This window comes from Ornithinibacillus jepli (assembly GCF_047228935.1).
GTDB lineage: Bacteria > Bacillota > Bacilli > Bacillales > Amphibacillaceae > Ornithinibacillus.
Genome location: NZ_JBFEGG010000001.1, coordinates 71742 through 89369 on the forward strand (window position 1 = coordinate 71742; position 17628 = coordinate 89369).

The 17628-nt window shown below is 35.0% G+C and carries 18 protein-coding genes and 1 pseudogene; 14 read left to right on the forward strand and 5 right to left on the reverse strand.

Features of this window, described 5'->3' with window-relative positions; genetic code table 11:
* The first annotated feature begins 80 nt into the window (after positions 1–80).
* The 6 genes from AB1K81_RS00335 to AB1K81_RS00360 all read left to right on the forward strand — a co-directional run bounded on the left by AB1K81_RS00335 (position 81) and on the right by AB1K81_RS00360 (position 7240).
* Positions 81–842 (forward strand): ABC transporter ATP-binding protein, encoded by a 762-nt coding sequence (locus tag AB1K81_RS00335; RefSeq protein ID WP_412974660.1) that lies wholly within the window; start codon positions 81–83, stop codon positions 840–842.
* Positions 832–2778 carry an FtsX-like permease family protein gene (locus tag AB1K81_RS00340; protein ID WP_412974661.1) on the forward strand — a complete coding sequence of 649 codons (1947 nt, stop codon included), beginning with the start codon at positions 832–834 and terminating at the stop codon, positions 2776–2778. The genes AB1K81_RS00335 and AB1K81_RS00340 overlap by 11 nt, the downstream gene beginning before the upstream one ends.
* 495 nt (positions 2779–3273) lie before the next feature.
* Positions 3274–5202, forward strand: coding sequence for a ribosomal protection-like ABC-F family protein (gene abc-f / locus AB1K81_RS00345; protein WP_412974662.1), 1929 nt, complete (start codon positions 3274–3276; stop codon positions 5200–5202).
* A gap of 135 nt (positions 5203–5337) precedes the next feature.
* Positions 5338–5805: a hypothetical protein gene (locus AB1K81_RS00350; protein ID WP_412974663.1), complete on the forward strand. Its 468-nt coding sequence runs from the start codon at positions 5338–5340 to the stop codon at positions 5803–5805.
* Between the two features lie 117 nt (positions 5806–5922).
* Positions 5923–6495, forward strand: coding sequence for a CBO0543 family protein (locus tag AB1K81_RS00355; RefSeq protein ID WP_412974664.1), 573 nt, complete (start codon positions 5923–5925; stop codon positions 6493–6495).
* Positions 6496–6664: 169 nt separating this feature from the next.
* Complete coding sequence (locus AB1K81_RS00360) at positions 6665–7240, forward strand: alpha/beta fold hydrolase (protein WP_412974665.1); 576 nt, start codon at positions 6665–6667, stop codon at positions 7238–7240.
* Between the two features lie 14 nt (positions 7241–7254).
* On the opposite strand, the gene AB1K81_RS00365 is transcribed toward AB1K81_RS00360, so the two are convergent.
* Positions 7255–7764 carry a CueP family metal-binding protein gene (locus AB1K81_RS00365; protein WP_412974666.1) on the reverse strand — a complete coding sequence of 170 codons (510 nt, stop codon included), beginning with the start codon at positions 7762–7764 and terminating at the stop codon, positions 7255–7257.
* A 153-nt stretch (positions 7765–7917) separates the two neighbouring features.
* Between AB1K81_RS00365 and AB1K81_RS00370 the strand changes: the two genes are divergently transcribed.
* The 6 genes and pseudogenes from AB1K81_RS00370 (at position 7918) to AB1K81_RS00395 (ending at position 11999) form a co-directional block, all read left to right on the forward strand.
* Positions 7918–8862, forward strand: a complete 945-nt coding sequence (locus AB1K81_RS00370; RefSeq protein WP_412974667.1) for a Gfo/Idh/MocA family protein — start codon at positions 7918–7920, stop codon at positions 8860–8862.
* Between the two features lie 153 nt (positions 8863–9015).
* On the forward strand, positions 9016–9441 hold the full coding sequence (locus AB1K81_RS00375) for a YbaN family protein (RefSeq protein WP_412974668.1): 426 nt from the start codon (positions 9016–9018) through the stop codon (positions 9439–9441).
* 116 nt (positions 9442–9557) lie between these two features.
* Positions 9558–9812: a GlsB/YeaQ/YmgE family stress response membrane protein gene (locus tag AB1K81_RS00380; RefSeq protein ID WP_412974669.1), complete on the forward strand. Its 255-nt coding sequence runs from the start codon at positions 9558–9560 to the stop codon at positions 9810–9812.
* Between the two features lie 173 nt (positions 9813–9985).
* Positions 9986–11314: an MFS transporter gene (locus tag AB1K81_RS00385; RefSeq protein WP_412974670.1), complete on the forward strand. Its 1329-nt coding sequence runs from the start codon at positions 9986–9988 to the stop codon at positions 11312–11314.
* 75 nt (positions 11315–11389) lie between these two features.
* Positions 11390–11647: pseudogene (locus AB1K81_RS00390) on the forward strand (metal-sensitive transcriptional regulator); the annotation flags it as partial.
* Positions 11648–11702: 55 nt separating this feature from the next.
* A complete protein-coding gene (locus AB1K81_RS00395; protein ID WP_412974671.1) occupies positions 11703–11999 on the forward strand; it encodes a rhodanese-like domain-containing protein in 297 nt (98 codons plus the stop codon).
* Between the two features lie 72 nt (positions 12000–12071).
* Here the strand turns inward: AB1K81_RS00395 and AB1K81_RS00400 are convergent, their stop codons facing one another.
* The 3 genes from AB1K81_RS00400 to AB1K81_RS00410 form a co-directional block, all read right to left on the reverse strand.
* Positions 12072–12617 carry a VanZ family protein gene (locus AB1K81_RS00400; RefSeq protein ID WP_412974672.1) on the reverse strand — a complete coding sequence of 182 codons (546 nt, stop codon included), beginning with the start codon at positions 12615–12617 and terminating at the stop codon, positions 12072–12074.
* A 142-nt stretch (positions 12618–12759) separates the two neighbouring features.
* Entirely contained in the window at positions 12760–13200 is a 441-nt protein-coding gene (locus AB1K81_RS00405; protein ID WP_412974673.1) for a cell wall hydrolase, read from the reverse strand.
* Between the two features lie 77 nt (positions 13201–13277).
* On the reverse strand, positions 13278–13655 hold the full coding sequence (locus AB1K81_RS00410) for an SET domain-containing protein (protein ID WP_412974674.1): 378 nt from the start codon (positions 13653–13655) through the stop codon (positions 13278–13280).
* Positions 13656–13950: 295 nt separating this feature from the next.
* Here AB1K81_RS00410 and AB1K81_RS00415 point away from each other — a divergent pair, with 295 nt between their 5' ends.
* A complete protein-coding gene (locus tag AB1K81_RS00415) occupies positions 13951–15324 on the forward strand; it encodes a DUF6880 family protein (RefSeq protein ID WP_412974675.1) in 1374 nt (457 codons plus the stop codon).
* A 40-nt stretch (positions 15325–15364) separates the two neighbouring features.
* On the opposite strand, the gene AB1K81_RS00420 is transcribed toward AB1K81_RS00415, so the two are convergent.
* Positions 15365–16534, reverse strand: a complete 1170-nt coding sequence (locus AB1K81_RS00420; protein WP_412974676.1) for an MFS transporter — start codon at positions 16532–16534, stop codon at positions 15365–15367.
* 261 nt (positions 16535–16795) lie between these two features.
* On the opposite strand from AB1K81_RS00420, the gene AB1K81_RS00425 reads away from it, so the two are divergent.
* A complete protein-coding gene (locus AB1K81_RS00425) occupies positions 16796–17557 on the forward strand; it encodes a class I SAM-dependent methyltransferase (protein ID WP_412974677.1) in 762 nt (253 codons plus the stop codon).
* The last annotated feature ends 71 nt before the right edge of the window (positions 17558–17628 follow it).

Genomic DNA, 17628 nt, shown 5'->3' on the forward strand with positions numbered 1-17628 from the left:
TTTGTTATTTTGTTAGACGATTAGAGGGAAGTCTTTTAAGAATACAGGTATGCTATTAATAGAAAAAGGAGTTGATTAGGATGAGCATTTTGGAAGCGAAGAATATTGTAAAAACATACGGAAATAAATTAAATCGGCAAGATGTGCTAAAGGGCATTGATATTAACGTTGAAAAAGGCGAATTTGTTGGTATAATGGGTCCTTCTGGATCGGGTAAAACAACCTTGTTAAACGTTCTTTCATCCATTGACCGTGTAACACAAGGTTCAATTCTAGTAGATGGACAGGAGTTCACCAGAATGAAGGATAAAGCATTGGCAGAGTTTAGAAAACGTCACCTAGGTTTTATCTTTCAAGAATACCATCTTTTAGATACATTAACTGTCAAAGAAAATATTATGTTACCACTAACAGTTAATAAAACACCTAAGAAGGAAGCACAGCTAATGTTTGAACGGGTTACGAAGGAATTAGGTATCTTTGATATAAAGGATAAATATCCGAATGAAATTTCTGGTGGTCAGAAGCAAAGAACTTCGGCGGCGCGTGCGTTTGTTCATCAGCCTAGTATCATTTTTGCAGATGAACCAACTGGGGCGTTGGATTCAAAGGCAGCATCTGATTTACTGAATAAATTAGGTGATCTAAATGAGAAGCTAAAAGCTACAATTGTCATGGTTACACATGATCCATTAGCAGCAAGCTATTGCAGCCGTGTCATTTTTATAAAGGACGGTCAAATCTTTACGAAATTAAATCGTGGGGAAGAGAGTAGGCAGGATTTCTTTCAAGATATCATTAAAACGCAAGGTGTGTTAGGTGGGGTACAGCATGAGCTTTAAATCTCTCATCTTTCGAAACTTATTAAAGAACATTAAAAATTATTATTTATATGTTTTTGCACTGGTATTTAGTGTTTCTTTATATTTTGCATTTGTCACACTACAATATGATCCTGCAATGGATATTACGACAGGGTCGATTAAAGGTGAAGCGGCAATGAAGGTATCTTCTGTACTTTTAATTGCCATTGTAGCGGTTTTTCTTGTGTATGCTAATAATCTTTTTATTAAGCGAAGAGGGAAAGAGATAGGTTTATTTCAATTGGTCGGAATAACGAAGAAAAATGTATTTTGGATTATCGGGGTAGAAAATTTTGTCTTGTATTTTGGTTCTATGATACTTGGTATTTTTCTTGGTTTTGCATCGTCAAAGCTAATTATGATGATACTGATCAAAATCATTGGAATTAATGAGGTTGCAGAACTCCGATTTTCAACAGAAGCACTTGTCCAAACGGTGATTGTTTTTGCTGGAGTCTACGTATTGATTCTAATGTTAAATGCATGGTTTATTAAAAGACAAAGGATTTTATCACTGTTCCATACGACATCGACATCAGAAGAGAAAAAACATAAGGTTTCCATATTGGAAATCTTAATGGGGATAATTGGAATTGGACTCATTATATTTGGATATTATTTATCTACAAAGTTATTTGATGGACAATTTTCTATAATGGAAGAAATGTTCTATGCTATGTTAGTTATTCTAGGATCGGTAATTATCGGAACTTATTTCTTCTACAAGGGTTCAGTTCGATTTATGTTCAATCTCATTCGTAAGAAGGATAATGGATACTTATCTGTAAACAAAGTTCTTTCGCTATCCTCCATCATGTTCAGGATGAGGTCAAATTCTCTGTTATTAACTGTCGTAACAACTGTATCAGCATTAGCTATTGGGTTGTTATCCTTATCGTATATTTCATATTATTCGGCAGAAAAGTCAGCAAAAAATTATATTGTGTATGATTTTTCTATTCCAAATGAGGAGAATGCTGAACAATTTACAGCTTTATTAGAGGAAAATCAAATCGACTTTCATCAAACTAAAATTAAGATGCTAGCTGTTAATTCGGACATTTCGAATATTGTCCAAACTAGTCTAACAGATATAGCTTGGATGGAAGATAGCCAGGTACCAATCATTATCGTGTCAGACAACGATATTAAGGATTTAAATGTGAAGGAAGATGAAGCAGCATTTATCGGTATAGAGTCTTCACTAGGAACATTTATGTCCGTTCAAATGGGTAAATTTACGATATATGGTAATACAACTTCGTATGATTTAAATCTAAATAAAATTATGGAAGACAAATTTGTTATTCCTTTGCGAGTTGGGGATGGTGGTTTTCCAACTACTGTAGTGGATGAAAAAGTATTTCAACAATTAAGTAAGGATATAGATCCAGAAATAAAGCATGAGTTTACAGTATCTATAGGGGTCGACATAGAAGAGGAGGATGAGATCGAAAAAGCAAATGAGATTTTTCAATCTTCTATTGGTGTATGGGCAGGTCATGAGTCACAGCTTGAGACATTTAATAATCAAAAGCAAAATATGGGATTAATCATGTTTGTCGTTGCTTTTCTTGGGTTAACTTTTTTAATAACTTCAGGATGTATCCTATATTTCAAACAAATGGATGAGGGAGAGCAAGAAAAATCAAACTATACCATTCTCAGGAAATTAGGTTTTACCAAAGGGGATTTGTTAAATGGAATTAAGGTAAAGCAAATGTTTAATTTTGGTATACCTTTACTAGTCGGACTTAGCCATAGCTACTTTGCAGTCAAATCCGGATGGTTCTGGTTCGGTACGGAATTATGGACACCGATGATTATTGTAATGGTACTATACACCATATTATATTCGATTTTTGGTATTCTCTCTGTTTTTTACTACAAGAAATTAATAAAGGAAGCTTTGTAGATTATTTAAAATGAGGCTAGCATGTAAGTGTTGGTAGCCTCATTTTTTTATTGGAAGTTCGATTCCTCTCAATAGCCTATTTACAAATTGAGGAAAAAGTGTAATAATTGAGTGAATTTTAAAGGAGGTAAGTAAGCGTATGATGCCAACGAATTGCTAATTATTAATTATGTGTAATTAATAAGGATTTTTAATGTGTGAATTACCTAGAATTTTAGGTTTATTTGTTATGCCATTAAAAATCAGGCAATTTATAAGGCTACTTACTTACTGAAACGGGATAATTAATATTAGTTCGAGAACCAGACTTAGGGTTCTTGTGTATTTTTGTATAGATATGCACTATAAACTTGTGCCAATATTTATATCATCTATCCTTTTAGACTGTAAGAAGCAATATCTTCTTATGGTCTTTTTTCATATAGGAATAGTAGGAGTCTTCTAGCCTGTCTTAGAATGGTGTGACGTACAGGAAGAAAGAAGGTAGGAATAATTATGTTAGAGTTAAAAGTTAATGGCTTGAAAAAATTTATGGATGCAACACTTGTGCTAGAGAATGTTACCTTTGAAGCGTTTGATGGCGAAAGGGTAGGAATTGTCGGGGTTAACGGTAGTGGGAAAAGTACTATTCTAAAAATAATAGCTGGGTTAGAGCTAATGAACTATTACCCAGGATATCCGCAAACGACAAGTTATGGGTATGATGAGGGTTTAATCAATATTATACCTAATGGGGCAACCACTGCTTACTTGGAACAAATGCCAGAGTATCCAGGGCAATATAAGGTTATCGATATCTTAAACCTTGCCTTTGAGGAAATTGATAAAATTGAAAAGCAAATGCGTGAGATAGAAGAGCAAATGAAGGTGTTAGAAGGTACCGATTTAGAAAAAGCTTTAAACAGATATAGTAACCTAGTTCAAAACTATGAAGTAAAAGGCGGATATGAGCGTAAGGAAAAATTAAGCAAAGTATGTACAGGGCTCAAATTTAATGATCACTTTTTAAACAAAGAATTTGATATCCTAAGTGGCGGAGAGAAAACGACCGTTATTTTGGGGAAACTTCTTATCCATAGTCCAGAAATTTTACTGTTGGATGAACCAACGAATCATTTAGATATGGAGTCAATCGAATGGCTAGAAAGTTATTTGAAAAGCTATAAAGGTATAGTCCTGCTTGTATCACATGATCGTTATTTTCTTGATCATGTCGCTACGAAAATTGTGGAAGTAGAAGATAAACAATCAGTTAGTTATAAAGGAGATTATTCATCGTTTGTAACTCAAAAGGAAGAAAATATAAGAATTCAATATGAACAATTTCGACAGCAGCAAAAGAAAATTACTGCTATGGAAAATACGGTAAAGGATTTAAGAGACTGGGCAATGCGGGCGGATAATAATAAGTTTTTTAGAAGAGCAGCAAGCATTCAGAAAAGATTAGAAAAAATCGAACGCTTGGAAAATCCTAAAACTGAGAGAAAGAATATGAGATTAAGTTTTAACGATGTTGAGCGTTCTGGTAAAGAGGTTATCAAAGCAACAAACCTTTCTAAAAAATACGGTGATAAGGAAATTTTTCATAATGCCGAGGTTATGATTCATTACGGTGAAAGGGTAGGTTTAATTGGGCCAAACGGAAGTGGGAAGACTACATTTCTTAAGATGTTGTTAGGAGAAGAACAACCAGATGCTGGAGAGATTACTTTAGGAGCAAGTGTCAATGTAGCGTACCTGCCACAAAAAATTACTTTTCCAAATGAGGAACGTATGTTAATTGAAGTTTTTCGTGAGGATATCTCTATATTAGAAGGAAAAGCACGCGAGTATTTAGCAAAATTTATGTTTTATAAGTCTAGTGTTTATAAAAAAGTGAAGTTTCTATCTGGTGGCGAGCGGATCAGACTAAAGCTTGCTATGTTACTTTATCAAGATATAAACTTATTAATTTTGGATGAACCGACGAATCACTTGGATATTGAATCTATCGAAACCCTTGAAGAGGCTTTGGAAGATTTCAAAGGGACTATTTTCTTTATCTCTCATGATCGATATTTCATAAATAAAATGTGCGACAGAGTAATAGCGGTGGAAAATCATGCTTTAAAAAGCTATTTAGGAAATTATGACTTTTATAAAGCTGAGCTTGAAAAAATACCTATGCTGAAAAAGGAAAATAAACCGATACCGTTTGTAAAGCCGGAGCCGAAAACGAAGAATCAAGCACAAAATAAAACGATTAATGAAGCTAAATTACTAGAGAAAATTGATTTACTTGAGAAGGAAATTAACGAGTTAGATATTTCTATGTCGGCTGAACAGATAGATTATGAGGAGCTTCAAAATTTGTACACTAGAAAAGTGGAATTGAGTGAAGAATTGGATGTGGCAATGGATTTGTGGTTAAGCTCTAAGGAATAAATTTTAGGGAAAGTCATTGCAATCATTAGATAAGTGGGTCAACCGACCTGTCCCCGTGTCCCATTTTTGGATTATTTTTAGGGTTTTGGTTATCTTAAGGAAAGAGTCTAAAGTTGGTTGGGGTGATTGTGTTTGATGATGTCGAAGAGACATTTGTATTTTAATGTTGCAATGATGATTTTTCCTTGGTTGACACTATTGTTTATTGGGAAGCGAAGTTTTAAACGGTATGCGTTTGGTGGCTTTTTTATCATTATTTTTGAAATTGTTAACCATTTGTATGGACACAAGCGGAATTGGTGGAAATTTTATGATAAAAAGGACGCCTTCTATAAGGATGAACTTCCATTTAGTATAGAACCATATATGCCACTTTCCATGTGGATATTGAAGTATACTTATGGAAACTTTAAAAAATTTATCATTGTAAATGCAATTGCAGATGCTATCTTTGCATTTCCGGGAATTGAGATTCTGAAAAAATTTAAGATTGTTGGGCTTCATCGATTAAGTAATATTCAATTCTTTTTTTACTTGCACTATAAAGCTTACTTGTTGTATGGAATACAATATTTAGTTGAGAAGGTAAGAAAAACAGCTTAAATCATGACACCCATAAATGTAGAGATTCAATATTTATGGGTGTTTTATTTTGGATATTGGAAAAAATGGGGAGTATGCAATTATAATTACTGAATTTTTCCAAGGAGATCAATGAAATTGAAACCATTACTAGATGAGGAAAAAATTGAAGGTACGAAAGAGTTTTATATGAAGATACATAATGTTGAAATGGAATATTTGGAATACTGGAAGGAAAACACGTTATGGCATTGGGAGTATTGGTTATCTGTATTTCTGACACTTTTCCCTTGGGTATTATGGATAATGTTTCGAAAACGCGGAAGTGAGGCAAGGCTCTTATTAGCAGGTAGTATAGTAATTATTATTAGCTCTTGGTTAGACTTTCTAGGAGTTATATTGGGATTATGGCATTATACAGGAAAGGCATTGCCTACAATTCCTACGTATGTTCCATGGGATATCACATTGCTTCCAGTTACTATCATGTTTTGGCTACAATATAAACCAGATGCAAATCCATTTTTAAAGGCAATCATATTTGCTGGAATGACAGCTTTTATTGGAGAACCGCTATTTAAATGGTTAGGATTGTATGCCACAGATCATTGGAAGGCTATCTATTCATTTCCAATTTATATTGTCATTTACTTAATTGTTTATAGGATTAGTATAGCAAAAACGTTTGAACCACTAGCTGCAAAGAAATAAACACATTGAACCTCACAAGATCCAGGTGAGGTTTTTTTTATAAGAGAAATCTACTCTATCTGAAACGTTTCTTTTTAAATTACGTATCTTATGACAGTGTAATAGATTTAGGAAAGTATCATTTTAATATAGAAGAGTGAACTAATACTTTTTGAAAGGAAGTTTTCAAATGAACCTATCTTTAATGTTCATACATAGTGCAGGCCCACAAGGTGAAAATCAAGGAAGTGGTAAACTAACCGCATATTTACAAAAGGAGCTAAGTAGAGAATACCACCTTATCCATCCTAATATGCAAACACCAGAAGATCCGAAATATGACGAATGGAAAGAACAAATTGAAAAAGAATTAGATCAACTTTCTGGTAAGGTTATCTTAGTGGGACATTCGTTAGGTGGTTCTGTACTATTAAAATATCTTTCAGAGGAATCTTTCAAAGTACAAGTTTTGGGTTTGTTTATAGTGGCAGCACCATTTTGGGGTATCGATGAAGATTGGCAACGGAGCGATTTTTTTCTTAGAGAAGATTTCGAACAACCTCTAAAAGAAATACCATATTTGTTCCTTTATCATAGCATTGATGAGAAAATCGTACCCTTTTCACATCATACTGAATATGCAGAAAAGCTTCCTCATGGAAAAAGAAGAGTTATTTCGGGGGAGGAGCATTTGTTTGAAAATGGACTTCCTGAATTATTGGATGACATAAAAAATCTGTTAACCAAAGAGAAGAGGAGCTTTTGAAGCTCCTTCTCTATTTATCGTAATTGCATTGTTGTGATACAAGTATTGTCACCTTCAAAAGTAGATATCTCTGACTCTGCAACTTTACCGTTATATTCAATCTTTACTTGATACGTCTTATCACGGGGCAACCATAGATCAATAAATCCATTTGCAAATGATGTCATGGACTCATTAACGACAACATTGCCATCTTCATCCTCAATATAAACGTCAAATGCTTTCTCTATTAGCTCACCTTGGCAGCCGGTTAAGCTATGAATCGCACATTCATGGGTTGTTTTTTCAAAAGGTGCAATGGAAACGAAAAACTCATCTTCAGGAAGATCATAGGTTGTTTTCTTTTGATTGTTATCTGTCACAGTAAGCTTGTGTGAATCGATAGAAGCGGAAACATCTTCAAAATTTCCTATACTATATTCGTGAACTAACTCTTTAATATCTTTAACTTCCTGTGATGAATTTCCACAAGCGGTCAGTATCAATAGCAATAGTCCTGTTATTCCGATTAAAGCGTTTTTCATTTAACCTCAACTCCTGAATTTAGTCTAAATGTTATTCTACTATACTAATCCATTCGATACCCTTTTTTTCACGAAAAGTTCATACTTCTTTTTACTTTGTGGTAATATTATTATCAAAAATGATAGAATCTTAGACAAAAAAGGAGTAATCGAATGGTACATATTGGTATTATTGGGCTTGGTGCAATTGGTCAACGATTAATAAAACGTTTTAATGAACATAGTGAAGTAGAGGTAGTTGCAGTCTGTGACCAAATGGATTCACTTCTAGCGGAAACAACGGCTCGTTTAGGTGGAATTAATGGGTATACAGATTATCAACAATTAATTGCCGATGAAAAAGTAGAATTGGTTTACGTTGCGGTACCACCGAAGCTGCATCATCAGATTGTTTTAGATGTTTTAAAAGCAGAAAAACATGTACTTTGTGAGAAGCCACTAGCTAATTCTTTAGAAGAGGCTGAAGAAATGTTTCAGGCTGCAAAGCGTACTAATGTTGTCCATGCAATGAATTTCCCTTTAAATTATGAACCAGCTACGAATTTACTTGCTAAGATGATAGACGAAAACTATATCGGAAAACTACGTCGATTACAGCTTTCCATGTACTTCCCGCAGTGGCCACGTTTATGGCAGCAAAATAATTGGGTAGGTGGAAGAGAACAGGGGGGATTTGTACTGGAAGTTGGGGTGCATTTTATTCAACAAATTATTAAAATATTTGGCGATGTAAAAAATATTCAAGCCCAACTAGAACTACCTGAAGATCCACTTAAATGTGAAACAGGTATTATTGCGACGCTTGAGCTAACTGACGGAACTCCAGTGTTAATTGAAGGATTAAGCCAAATTGCTGGGAAAGAGCATATTGGATTTACAGCATTTGGAACAGAGGGAGTTATTACCCTGAATAACTGGGGGATTTTAAAGGCTGGGAAAAATGGTGAGGACCTAAAAGAAATCGCAGTTGATGGTAAACCATATAATAATCTAATTGATGAATTAGTGAAGGCAGTAAAAGGCCACGATGCAGAAATTTATGATTTTGAAGTAGGGTATAAGGCACAGCGTGTGTTAGAACAATTGAGAAAAATATAACTTTTAATTCGACCTATCAAATGAAAGAATTCGTTTGGTAGGTCTTTATTGATTGGAGATTTTAACATAAGTTGCAGTCTTTGAAATATTGTATGTGTAGGTGTAAACTATTAATAGTTTGATTGCTCTTAAATATGCATTCGAAAAGGTAAGGTGATTACCATCAAAAGTTTAAGAAGTATTCTGTTTATTATAGTAGGATTTATTTCTTTTGGGATTGGTGTTGCCGGAGTAGTACTTCCTGTGCTTCCAGGAGGACCATTCTTTTTAATTGCTGCCTTTTGTTTTGGAAAAAGCTCCAAACGGTTAGATAATTGGTTTAAGAGTACGTCTTTTTATAAAGATTATGTTGTAAGAATAAAAGAAAATAAAGGAATGACTCGTAAAGAGAAAATCCGTATTAATATGATCGCAGATGCATTTATCATTTTTTCCATAATCTACGTTGATATTATCTTAGTTAAGGTTATCATCATCATACTTGGTATTATGAAGCACTACTACTTTATAAAAAAAATCCCAACGATTACACCAGAGGAAGCCAAGATTTTAAAGGCAGCATCAGTAAGTAATCAGTAATAGAAAGCCTCACATGGACAGTGAGGTTTTTTACTTTAGAAAAGCAGTGTTTAAATTTTATGTAGATTGGTTAAACATATAATAGATTAAATTTGTAATAATTTGGAGGAATTAGTATGGGGTTTATATGGAGTTTAATTGTAGGTGGAATTCTAGGTTGGCTAGGAAGTTTGATTGTTGGAAAGGATGTTCCAGGTGGTGTGATAGGTAACATTATCGCGGGTATTATCGGAGCATGGATTGGCTCAGCACTCCTAGGTGATTGGGGTCCTGAAATAGGTGGATATTCAATTATTCCAGCACTAATTGGAGCAATTATTTTAATCTTCGTAATCAGTTTAGTGATGCGAGCAATGCGAAAGTCAGATTAATGTATGGGTGCACCTAGCTCTCTATTTGTAGGGTTAGGTGTTTTCTTTTTGTATAAGCAGTGTATGGATACCTTTAGTAATTTCACTCACCCTCCTTAAGCAGGAATATTGCAAAAGTATATCAATTATATATATAATAATATCGTTCTAAATATACCTATGGGGGTATAATGATGCGGGGAAGAGTGGTACGGGAGTTGGACGAAAATAAAGAGCTTATTCAATCATTTATAGACCATCCAGAAAAACAAAAACAATTATACAGACGTACTTTAATCATCATTATCATTGCTCAAATCCTTGGAGGAGCAGGACTGGCTGCAGGAATTACTGTAGGTGCATTATTAGCGGAAGATATGTTAGGTTCCAATATGTTAGCTGGCCTGCCAATTGCCCTATTTACTTTAGGCTCTGCAGGTGCAGCACTAATTGTAGGGATTATTTCACAACGTTTTGGGCGCCGTATTGGGCTAGCAGTTGGTTTTATTACTGGTGGTATTGGTGCAGTCGGAGTGGTAATTTCAGCTCTATTCCACAATGTTATCCTACTTTTTATTGCGTTACTTGTTTATGGAGCAGGCACGGCTACAAATTTGCAAGCTCGTTATGCAGGAACGGATCTAGCAGGTGAAAAACAGCGCGCAACCGCGATTAGTATGGCAATGGTTTCCACAACATTAGGTGCAGTTGCAGGCCCAAACTTAGTTGGGGTAATGGGGGATTTCGCATCATCTATCAACGTGCCACCTTTAGCAGGGCCATTTATTCTTGCTGGGACAGCTTTTATATTATCTGGCGTAGTACTATTTGTATTCCTTCGTCCCGACCCTCTTAAAATCGCACAAGCACTTGCAACAAGGAATCAGGAAATAATAGAGAAAGATACAAATAACAGTTTAAAGCTACCAAAAATTAATCAACATAAAGTTACAATAGGCGCAACAGTTATGGTAATAACCCAAATTGTTATGGTTGCAGTGATGACCATGACCCCTGTACATATGGGAGAACATGGACACGAACTATCTGCGGTTGGCTTTATTATTGGGTTTCATATTGGTGCTATGTACTTACCGTCACTCGTGACAGGAGTTTTAGTGGATACTATTGGTCGTAAAATAATGGCTTGTGCCTCGGGTATTACTCTACTATTTTCTGGCGTTGTGGCCGCTTATGCGCCAACAGATTCAATAGCTGTCTTAACTATTGCGCTAATTTTATTGGGTATTGGCTGGAACTTTGGACTAATTAGTGGAACAGCATTAATAGTTGATGGAACTACATTAACAAATCGTGCTAAGGTTCAAGGGACAGTAGATGTGCTCATCGCGTTATCAGGTGCAGCTGGTGGTGCTTTATCTGGTATGATAGTAGCAGGTTCCAGCTTTACTATGTTATCTATTGGAAGTGGGGTTCTCTCCCTATTACTTGTACCAATTATTTTAATTGTCTTGCGTAAACAGGATGAAATGGATGGAAAAACAACCAGTCGTGTTTCCTAGAAGTAGAGCCAGTTAGATTATTTGCTCAACTACTATCAACGAATTATTTTCAGCACAAGTCATGGGGTGATTATTGTGGAATATGATCAATCGGTTGTCAATCGATTAAAGCGTATTGAAGGGCAAATCAAAGGTGTGTTAAATATGATTGAAAAACATCAAGATTGTCGTGATGTCATTACTCAATTATCTGCTTCACGTAGTGCATTAGACCGTACAATTGGTTTAATTGTAAGTACGAACCTTGAACAATGTGTGAGGGAAAATATTGCAAAAGGTGAAAAGACTGATCAAATCGTAAAAGAAGCAGTTGATTTATTAGTGAAAAGTAGAAGAGTTTTACTGTCCATAAATATAAAAATAAACTTATTCGGAGGTATTTTAGATTATGAAGGAAATCACAGCAATGGAGCTAGAACAAAAGCTAACTGCAGGAGAAAAAGTAAATATTATCGATGTTCGAGAAGATGTAGAAGTTGCCATGGGCAAAATCCCTGGAGCTAAACATATCCCACTCGGCCAAATTCCAGAACGCTTAGATGAATTAGATAAAGATGAACATTATTACATGGTATGCCGTTCAGGTGGGAGAAGCGGCAATGCATGTGAGTATCTCACTCAAAATGGCTATAATGTGACGAATATGGTAGGTGGAATGCTCGATTGGGAAGGAGAAATGGAGTGATTTCTCCTTTTCTTTTCTAAAAAAGAACAACTTTGGAGTAAAAAGTAAAACAACAAGCTGTCCAAAATTTCATTATGTGGACTGCTTGTTGTTTTTATGTGAAAGAATATTTGTCAGCCTAACCACTAATCGATAACTGAAAAATCCAAGTGCCGTTCCTAAAGTATTCAATATTAGATCATCAACATCAAACGAGCGAGTACCTGAAAATAACTGCGTAGTTTCTACTAATAGTGAAGCGGAAAAGCCTATCAATATAACTTTCCACATATTTTTTACTTGGAATCGAAACGGGATAGAGAATCCTAATGGCATAAATAATAAAATATTACCCGCTATATTCCGTAAAGGGACCATATAGTAAAAATGAGTAAGTGAGCCATAAATGCTTTTAAAAGGAATTAGGTTAATTCCTAAAAACCCATTAGTTTCGAGATGTGGGTAAACATAAAAAGGAAATGGGAAGAGCGTTAGACAATAAATAAATGTAATTGAAAAGTAAAATAATGCTTTAATAACTTCTGTCTTAATAGAAATTTGCTTTTTAATAATCCAAACTATTATTCTGTAAAGTAGCCACGGTATAAATAAAATGAAAAGTAAATCAGTGTCTATCATTATATCCATCTCTCTCTTTAAAATTACATAATACTATCTTAACATTTCCTCATTCCGTTTTTAAGTTGAAATTTCGCGTAATAAAAAAACAGCAGTCCATAAATTAAACTGCTGATTAAAATCCTCAAATTGTATAGAGATTCTACCCTGAATAAACACTTTCACATGTATTAGCTTGTGGCTCGTAGTAGCAATGTTGTTTGAAATTCCCTGCAAATGGTTGATCATACCATGTCGGTGGGCACTCACCATATGGATTAAAGTACCAAAGAGCGAACTTAGAAGGGTGTTGTCTCCAGTAGTCTAACGTTTGTTTAGCTAATCTTTTTTCTACATCTCTTGCCCTATTATAAAAAACATTCCCTTTTTGTACGGCTTCAAATGAGTAATTTCCACCTTGTACTTGATAAATGACATCCGAAATGGATCTTAAACCTACAAAATCCAAACAATTTGCTGCTAGTCGATTTACAATTACGTTTCCAACCATAAGCATGCCAAGTTTACCTTCACCTTCTGCTTCTGCCCGCATCATTCTTGCCACTAGGTTAATGTCGTTATCTGTATACTTAACTCTTGCCATTTTCATCACCTCTTAAAATTGTATGAAAAATGCTGGCAATGGTTCATTATTTCTGTACTTTTTAGTAGTGCTTTACGTCATTCTCTATCAAACCAAAGTAATTCTTTGTCGTCAGCATAGCCATTGTAATTAATTAATATTTCATCGCCGGCTTTAATATCTGTGTATGCATAAAAATCAAATGTGTGGTTATCGAAATTAATTTCGTAAACTGCGTTTGGCTCATAGGAATGATTAAATAACATTCCATAGCCAAGTAGGATTGCTGTATGGTTTATCCCATACTCAAATGCATAATCGGCAAGTAGAGTTTTTTCTATATGGTGATGCTGATCATTTGGATAGGCAATGACTGGTGCCTCGTGTATTAGTTCACCTTTCTTAATATCCTTTGTTGCAAACACGCCTCTATTGAACTCTCCATCACTAAGTGAAGATGTTTTTATTTCAATCATGTGTACTCTCCTCACCTTTATAGTTGTCCTCTTAACTGTAACATGAATCATACGTAAGAGCTCGAAGTTTTTATAATTATTATTGTACCCGTCTGTGATAATCCTATATGTATTAGGATGGATAAGGAAAATTAAGTCTTTTTAAAGTTATACAGATAAATACCGAACATATAATGAAACTGCATCTTGTGAATTTTGTAAGGGTATACAAGTAAGTGATAGTATCATTTGCGATTGCCTGTGAAGTTTATGCTACACTAGTATAAGATAGTTGATGGAAGAGAGGAGAGAAAGTTTGGATTTACAAAAAGAAATTTCAAAGCTTACCAAAAAAGAATTAGTTGATTTACTAATGGAGCTTGTTGACGGGGATGAAGATATTGCGAAAAAGATTGAATTTAAACTTTTCACACCTCACGATGAAGTGAAAGCTAGTAAACAATTGATTCGTAAATATATAAATGAAAATAAGAGACAAGGTTTTATTTCTTGGCGTAATGTACATGCTGCACTTCAAGGAGCAGAGATGGTAATCGATAAAGGTCGGAATAAGATGGTAAGTGGGGAAGAGGAGAAAGCAGTTGAATTAGGAATTGCTGTGCTTTCTATTGTAGTTGACATGCTTCAATATACCGATGATTCGAATGGGGAAATTGGATATATCGTTAATGAAAGCATTACTTTACTTCAAGATGCATCTTCACTAGTACTACTTTCATCGAATCACAGAGGGCAGGAGAGAACCTTTAATTTAATTTTAAAGGAAGCAATGCACAAACGATATGATGGTTGGAACGATACGCGCTATGAGCTATTAGATGTATGTACCATTTATTCCGCTCGTACATCTGCAAGGAAAAAGTTAGAAGAAACGTTGGATAAGCTTTTAACCCAACTTGCAGCGGTTTCTTCGTGGTCTTCAGATTATGATAAAGAAGCAATTTTACAACTTCAATTAAAGATTTTAGAGCGAAATGGTGAGATGGAGCAAGCTAGCCAGTTCATTAATAATCACATAGAGTTTTCTGCATTCCGTAAAATGGCTATCGAAAAAGAAATTGAAAATGAAAACTATGAATCAGCGTTGAAGTTTTGTGAAGAAGGGGAAGAGAATGATAGTAAGTATCCCGGCCTTTTGAAGCAATGGAAGGAATATCGTCTACAAGTCTATGAAAAGATAGAGGATATTGAAAAGCAAAAAGATATTCTTGTAGAATTTGTTTTAGACAATGAATATGAAGCTTATGGGAAGCTTAAGGAATTATACACTCCAGATGAATGGAAGTTTGCTTTAGAAAATATTTTTGATTTATTTGAAGGAAGATCTTCAGACTATCTCCCACATGTATATGAGTATATTGCGAAGGCAGAAAATCGTACGGATAAGATTTTGAAGTATGTGGAACAAGCACCTTCCACGGTTATTGAACTTTACACTTTTTTAGTAGAAGACTATCCCGAAAAAGTGGAAGATATTTTTATGAAGCATATTCTTTTCGAAGCAGAACAAGCAACAGAGCGAAAAAGATATCGCTTCGTATGTAAGAAGCTACTTGTATATAAGGAAGCTTGTGGAGAATCGAAGTTTAATTCGTTAGTTCAAGATCTTAAAGATGCATATGAACGAAAACCGGCTTTTGTGAATGAGTTGGAGAAAATAGAGAGGTAAAATTGAAATCCCCCCTTAAATTATATAGGGGGGATTTCTTTTAATAATGTTGAGGCAACCGATCAGTATGGCTAACTTGCATTTTTATCTTTGCATATCCAACTAAGATTAGCACTGCCATCCCAATTAGAAAAGCAATGAAATAAGGAGAAACTAAATCACGGGTAACTCCAGTAATAAAAGAACTCGAAATCATTCCAAGAGAGTTAACCGCAGACATAACACCAAAAGCACGTCCATGTCCTTCGCTTGATACAGCATCGGTAATCCCTGTAGCCATCGCTGGCATCATAATTCCAAAGAAAAATCCTAACAAGAATAAAGATATCGGTAATGTGACTAGGGCATTTAATATGGTGAAAATACTCATAGACATTCCGAATAATCCAAACATCATCCGTTTAGTCGGATCAAAACGGTTGATAAAAAATAAGGATGACGAAGCAAAAGTCCCAATTCCCATAAAACTAAAAAGTACACCAGTTGTTGCAGTAGATAGACCACGCTCAACTGTTAAATATGGTACTTCATAAATAATTACACCATGGATGTACATAACAGCAAAGGCTGTAAGGAAAACAATTTGTAAATTAGGCATCGTTATAACTTGTTTAATACCTAATTGTTGTGCTTGTCTAATGGCGATAATCCCTTGTTTTTCTTGCAAAAATTTTGCCGTATAAAGTGATGTTAGTAATAGGCTGGCTCCAATTACGTAATACGTATTGGCATAACCAATGAGCGCACCTAATTGACCACCAATAATAGGTGCAATGATGCTTGCAATCGTACCGAGTATCCCCATGATTGCAATATTTTTCCCTTGCTGACGACTATTTTTTGCATATCCAGATAGTAACGCCAATGCAGAAGGAATTAGGAATGCTAATGACAAACCGTTCAGTGTACGAACCACCAGTAAACTAGTAGAGTCAGAAACGAGCGCATGAGCTAGAAATAGGCAACCTGATAGGAACAAGGAAAGCGCAATAAATCCCTTTTTTCCAAAACGGTCTGACAATGGGCCAGCAATTAGATTTCCCGTTAAATTAGCAAATGCTGCAATACTTAACATAATTCCAATCAAAACGCTAGATGCTCCTAAGCTTGCTGCATAAGGTGCAAAAATAGGTGACTGAACACTCATCACCAAGCTGACTAAAAACATAATGACAAAGATATGTAGCTTATCCACCGATGCTTCTCTCAATTTTCTTCACCTCAGGATAAAATATATGCAGAAGGAATTATAATAAGACGAGCTTTTGTGTGGAAAGAATGTAAAATAAAAAAAAGCCAGAAATCATCGTAGATTTCTGGCTTTTCGTGTCATGTTTTAAAGAAGCTATGCCTCTATCTACATGATACAAAAAATTAAATTATAAGTCTATATTTATTTTTCTGATTATGTAAAAATTATCATGTGCACAAGAACGTAACGTTACGGTTATTATTTTTAGGAGGTTATTGGATGAAACGGACAATGTCAACGGAAGAAGCAATTAAACGATGGAATATTCATGCAGCGGCTTTTACAGCAGGGTACACAGAGGAAGGGGATAGGAGTCGAGTAGTATTATTAAACCCAACGATTTTCTCATTGTTGGATGATGTAGAAGGAAAAGCGGTACTTGATGCAGGCTGTGGCGAGGGGTATCTTAGCCGAATACTAGCGGAAAAAGGAGCAAGGATGACATCGGTTGATTACTCAGAGAAAATGCTAGAGATTGCAAGAGAGCGTACTCCTAGTGATGCAGGCATAATCTACTATCATGGTAATTGCGAGAATCTTAACTTCTTAGAAGGAAATCAATTCGATACAATTATTTCCAATATGGTCATTCAAGATTTAGAGGATTATGAAAGTGCATTGTGCGAAATGTATCGGCTTTTAAAACCAGGTGGATCTTTTATTTTTTCTATCCTTCATCCTTGTTTTATCACACCTGACAGTGGTTGGGTTCGAAATGAAAAGGGAAAGAAGATGTACTGGAAAGTGGAGAAGTACTTTTATGAAGGTGTCTACGATCAACGATTACCAATCGACTCTGAGGAGAAGATTGTCTTTTACCATAGGACATTAACTAGTTATTTCAAAGCTATATTGAAAGCTGGGTTTAAACTAGAGGATTTAGTTGAACCGATGCTTTCAAAGGATATGTTGAAGGAATATCCAGATTTTGAAGAGGATTTAAATAATGCTAATTTTATCGTGTTTAAGTTGATGAAGTAGAAAGGAGGAGAATCTCGACTTGTGAGGTTCTCCTTTTTATGTAAATACACGAAGTTTTGAGAAATTGACCC

Coding starts and splice junctions, on each gene's coding strand:
- AB1K81_RS00380 (WP_412974669.1), top strand. CDS start 9,558: ATGGGGTTTATATGGAGTTTAATTGTAGGTGGAATTCTAGGTTGGCTA.
- AB1K81_RS00400 (WP_412974672.1), bottom strand. CDS start 12,617: ATGATAGACACTGATTTACTTTTCATTTTATTTATACCGTGGCTACTT.
- AB1K81_RS00370 (WP_412974667.1), top strand. CDS start 7,918: ATGGTACATATTGGTATTATTGGGCTTGGTGCAATTGGTCAACGATTA.
- AB1K81_RS00365 (WP_412974666.1), bottom strand. CDS start 7,764: ATGAAAAACGCTTTAATCGGAATAACAGGACTATTGCTATTGATACTG.
- AB1K81_RS00410 (WP_412974674.1), bottom strand. CDS start 13,655: ATGATTGAAATAAAAACATCTTCACTTAGTGATGGAGAGTTCAATAGA.
- AB1K81_RS00340 (WP_412974661.1), top strand. CDS start 832: ATGAGCTTTAAATCTCTCATCTTTCGAAACTTATTAAAGAACATTAAA.
- AB1K81_RS00425 (WP_412974677.1), top strand. CDS start 16,796: ATGAAACGGACAATGTCAACGGAAGAAGCAATTAAACGATGGAATATT.
- AB1K81_RS00335 (WP_412974660.1), top strand. CDS start 81: ATGAGCATTTTGGAAGCGAAGAATATTGTAAAAACATACGGAAATAAA.
- AB1K81_RS00385 (WP_412974670.1), top strand. CDS start 9,986: ATGCGGGGAAGAGTGGTACGGGAGTTGGACGAAAATAAAGAGCTTATT.
- AB1K81_RS00405 (WP_412974673.1), bottom strand. CDS start 13,200: ATGGCAAGAGTTAAGTATACAGATAACGACATTAACCTAGTGGCAAGA.
- abc-f (WP_412974662.1), top strand. CDS start 3,274: ATGTTAGAGTTAAAAGTTAATGGCTTGAAAAAATTTATGGATGCAACA.
- AB1K81_RS00395 (WP_412974671.1), top strand. CDS start 11,703: ATGAAGGAAATCACAGCAATGGAGCTAGAACAAAAGCTAACTGCAGGA.
- AB1K81_RS00360 (WP_412974665.1), top strand. CDS start 6,665: ATGAACCTATCTTTAATGTTCATACATAGTGCAGGCCCACAAGGTGAA.
- AB1K81_RS00350 (WP_412974663.1), top strand. CDS start 5,338: ATGATGTCGAAGAGACATTTGTATTTTAATGTTGCAATGATGATTTTT.